General features: G+C 40.6%; 2 protein-coding genes. One reads left to right on the top strand and one right to left on the bottom strand.

Annotated features, from left to right (window positions below):
- A partial coding sequence (locus tag RTK36_RS00085) for an epoxyqueuosine reductase QueH (RefSeq protein ID WP_312043401.1) occupies positions 1-380 on the bottom strand: 380 nt, incomplete at its 3' end.
- 738 nt (positions 381-1,118) lie between these two features.
- On the opposite strand from RTK36_RS00085, the gene rpoB reads away from it, so the two are divergent.
- Positions 1,119-3,812: DNA-directed RNA polymerase subunit beta (rpoB, locus tag RTK36_RS00080; RefSeq protein WP_312043070.1), on the top strand; the 2,694-nt coding region annotated here is incomplete at its 3' end.

Below are 3,812 nucleotides of genomic sequence, written 5' to 3'. Positions count from 1 at the left end.
GCGGTTTTGCGCAGTCGAAGTTGGTAGCATGCTTTACAGCGAGGGCCCCCTTCGGGTTCAGTTTCATGTCCCTTCGCCAAGGAGAAGAAAGACGCAGAGTCGTAGCTTCCTAATAAAAAGGAAACAGGAGAGGCTAAGGCCATCTCTTTTAATAATTTCTGTTGTTCTTCAGCGCGGAATGTGAACTCTTCAAAAGGAGCAATATTGGGGTTGTAATAAAAGATGGTTATATCGAAATAGGTAGTTAGATATTCTAAGACGTATGAGGAACATGGTCCACAACAGCTATGCAGTAATAGTCTTGGTCTTCTCTCAGACTGCTCTAATTGTTTTAATGTCTTTTCTAATATATGCTGATAATTTTCTTTGGTCACAATCATTCACCTCATTGAAAACTATATAGGGTTTTACAACTTTTTGCAATAAAAGATAAGAATATGTTAGGGAAAAAACATATGTATTAAAAAAAGTACAATATTTTCTCACAAAATTGATCTTTTTTAAAGGAAAGGAAAAGAAAATTATAAACAAATATTTGTTTATTTTAACTCTATAAATTGTGCGAATTCAAATTTTGAGTTAGTTTGACAGAAAAATCGAAGGGAAATTGGAATGGAAAAACGCTCAGGGGTTAGGAGGGTGATAAAAAGCAGAAAATCCTTGAAAAAGCCTATAAAAAAAGGGCTTGACAGCAAGCCGCAAAAATGGTAAAATGTTTCACACATTGGCGAACACGGACAATGTCCCAACTTAAAAGCAGTATAACACAATGGAAATTAAAGTTCAACAGATTTTTGGTATCCGATTGATTTTTGGTTGAATTTGCCTATTTTACTGGGTAAACTAAACTGTTTTATGATTTATGGGGGGTTGTTTTTTGTTCAATATATACGAGGGTGAGGCTTTTTTAGGCCTAATACTCAATGGTAAGGATTAGAATTTCTTAAAGAAAGAGGCTTTTGTCATGGCCGCTGATCAAAGGCGGAGCAGGCAAAGGTCTAGCTTTGTTTAAGCAGTTCTAAATTTTTTGTGTCCAGACAGGGGGATAACCCTTTTTCGCTTGCTTATATGGAAGCGGTGTTTATGTCGATGCAATCATTATTTCGAGAGGTGACAAGATGGAAAAAAACAGAATTCATGCACTCCGTTTGGGCGACACAACCAGATTGAGCTATTCCAGAATCAATGAGGTTTTGGAAATGCCCAATTTGATTGAAGTGCAGAAAAACAGCTACCAGTGGTTTTTAAGTGAGGGGCTGAAGGAAGTATTTGAGGATGTTTCTCCAATTACAGACTTTAGCGGCAATCTTGTATTGGAATTCATTGATTTTTCACTGGATTCCGAACCTAAATTCTCCATTGAAGAATGTAAAGAGCGGGATGCAACCTTTGCGGCAGCCCTTAAGGTGAAGGCCAGACTTTACAATAGAGAAATGGATGAATTAAAGGAACAGGAAATTTTTATGGGGGATTTCCCTTTGATGACAGAAACCGGCACCTTTATTATTAATGGTGCGGAACGTGTTATTGTTAGCCAGCTTGTTCGTTCTCCCGGCATTTACTATGCTTCTGATTATGATAAGGTCGGCAAAAAGCTGATCTCTGCCACTGTAATTCCCAATAGAGGTGCGTGGCTGGAATATGAAACAGATTCCAATGATGTTTTTTATGTTCGTGTGGATCGTACCAGAAAGGTTCCCGTTAGTGTTTTAATTCGTGCAATGGGTCTTGGTACAGATGCTGAAATTCTTGAAATGTTCGGTGAAGAGCCTAAGATGTTGGCTACTTTGGAAAAAGATATTTCCAAAAGCCATGAAGAAGGCTTAATTGAAATCTATAAAAAACTCCGTCCCGGTGAGCCTCCTACCGTAGAAAGCTCCAAATCCTTGTTGGATGGTATGTTTTTTGATCCCAAACGCTATGATTTGGCGAAGGTTGGTCGATACAAATTCAATAAAAAATTGGCTTTGAAAAACCGTATTCGTGGTGCAAAGCTTGCACAAAATGTTGTTGACCCTATGACGGGTGAAGTGGTTGCTGAGGCAGGTACCATTTTGACAATGGAGATGTGTGAAGAAATTCAGAATACAGGCGTTCGTAGTGTATACCTTGAAGTTGAGGACAGAACGCTGAAGGTTTTGAGCAACCAGGCTGTTGAAATTGATGGCTACATTGAAGAGTTTGGTTTAAAAGCAGAGGACTTGGGCATCAGAGAAATGGTATACTATCCATTATTGATGCGCATTCTGGAAGAATACCAGAGCCCAGAGGAAGTTGCGGCTGCTATTAAAGAAAACATTCATGAATTGATTCCAAAGCATATTACATTGGAGGATATTTTTGCGTCTATTAACTATGTTTTACATTTGGATTATGCATATGGAAATGTGGATGACATTGACCACTTGGGTAACAGACGTATTCGCTCCGTTGGCGAATTACTGCAAAACCAATTCCGTATCGGCCTTTCCAGAATGGAGAGAGTGGTAAGGGAAAGAATGACAACCCAGGATTTAGCTGTGGTTACACCTCAGGCACTGGTAAACGTTCGTCCTGTAACAGCTGCCATTAAAGAGTTCTTCGGTAGCTCTCAGTTATCGCAGTTTATGGATCAGAATAACCCTCTTTCCGAATTAACACATAAGCGTCGTTTATCCGCCTTAGGACCCGGTGGTTTGTCAAGAGAAAGAGCGGGCTTTGAGGTTCGAGACGTTCACCATTCTCATTATGGTAGAATGTGCCCCATTGAGACGCCAGAAGGCCCTAACATTGGTTTGATTAATACCCTTGCTACTTTTGCAAGAATCAATGAATATGGTTTTATTGAAGCACCTTATAGAAAGGTGGACAACAGTGGAGATGAACCTCGTGTTACAGAGGAATTTATCTATGTAACTGCTGATGAGGAAGAAAACTATAACGTTGCACAGGCAAATGAGCCTTTGGATGAAGTGGGCCATTTTGTGCATAAAAAAGTAACCGGTCGTCACAAAGAGGAAATTATCGAGGTTGACCAGAACCAAATTCACTTGATGGACGTTTCCCCCAAGCAGATGGTTTCTGTTGCCACAGCTTTGATTCCTTTCTTGGAAAATGACGATGCGAACCGTGCGCTGATGGGATCCAACATGCAGCGTCAGGCTGTACCTCTGATGGTAACAGATTCACCTATTGTTGGTACTGGTATGGAATATAAAACCGCAAAAGACTCCGGTATCTGCGTCATTGCCAAAAATGGTGGTGTAGTTGAAAGAATCTCCGCAGATGAAATCGTTGTACGCAACGATGCATCTCAGAGAGATAGATATAAAATGGTTAAATATCAAAGAAGTAACCAGAGCACTTGCTTAAACCAGAAACCCATTATTAATGTGGGTGACAGGGTAGAACCCGGCATGATTATTGCCGATGGTGCATCCACATGTCAGGGTGAGTTGGCGTTGGGTAAAAACCCTCTCATCGGGTTTATGACTTGGGAAGGTTACAATTACGAGGATGCTGTTTTGCTCAGCGAAAGATTGGTTCAGGAGGACGTTTATACTTCTGTTCATATCAGTGAATTTGAAGCTGACGCTAGAGATACCAAGCTGGGACCTGAAGAAATCACAAGAGATATTCCCAACGTTGGCGATGATGCTCTGAAAGATTTGGATGAAAGAGGTATCGTTCGTATTGGTGCTGAGGTTCGCCCCAACGATATTTTGGTTGGTAAGGTTACACCCAAGGGTGAAACAGAGCTGACAGCAGAAGAAAGACTCCTTCGTGCTATTTTCGGCGAAAAAGCAAGAGAGGTTAGAGATACCTCCCTACGT

Source organism: Anaerotignum sp., from assembly GCF_031981185.1.
In the GTDB taxonomy this organism is placed as follows: Bacteria; Bacillota; Clostridia; order Lachnospirales; family Anaerotignaceae; genus Chakrabartyella.
Note: the sequence above shows the minus strand (reverse complement) of the source record. Positions and strands in the feature narration are given on the sequence as shown.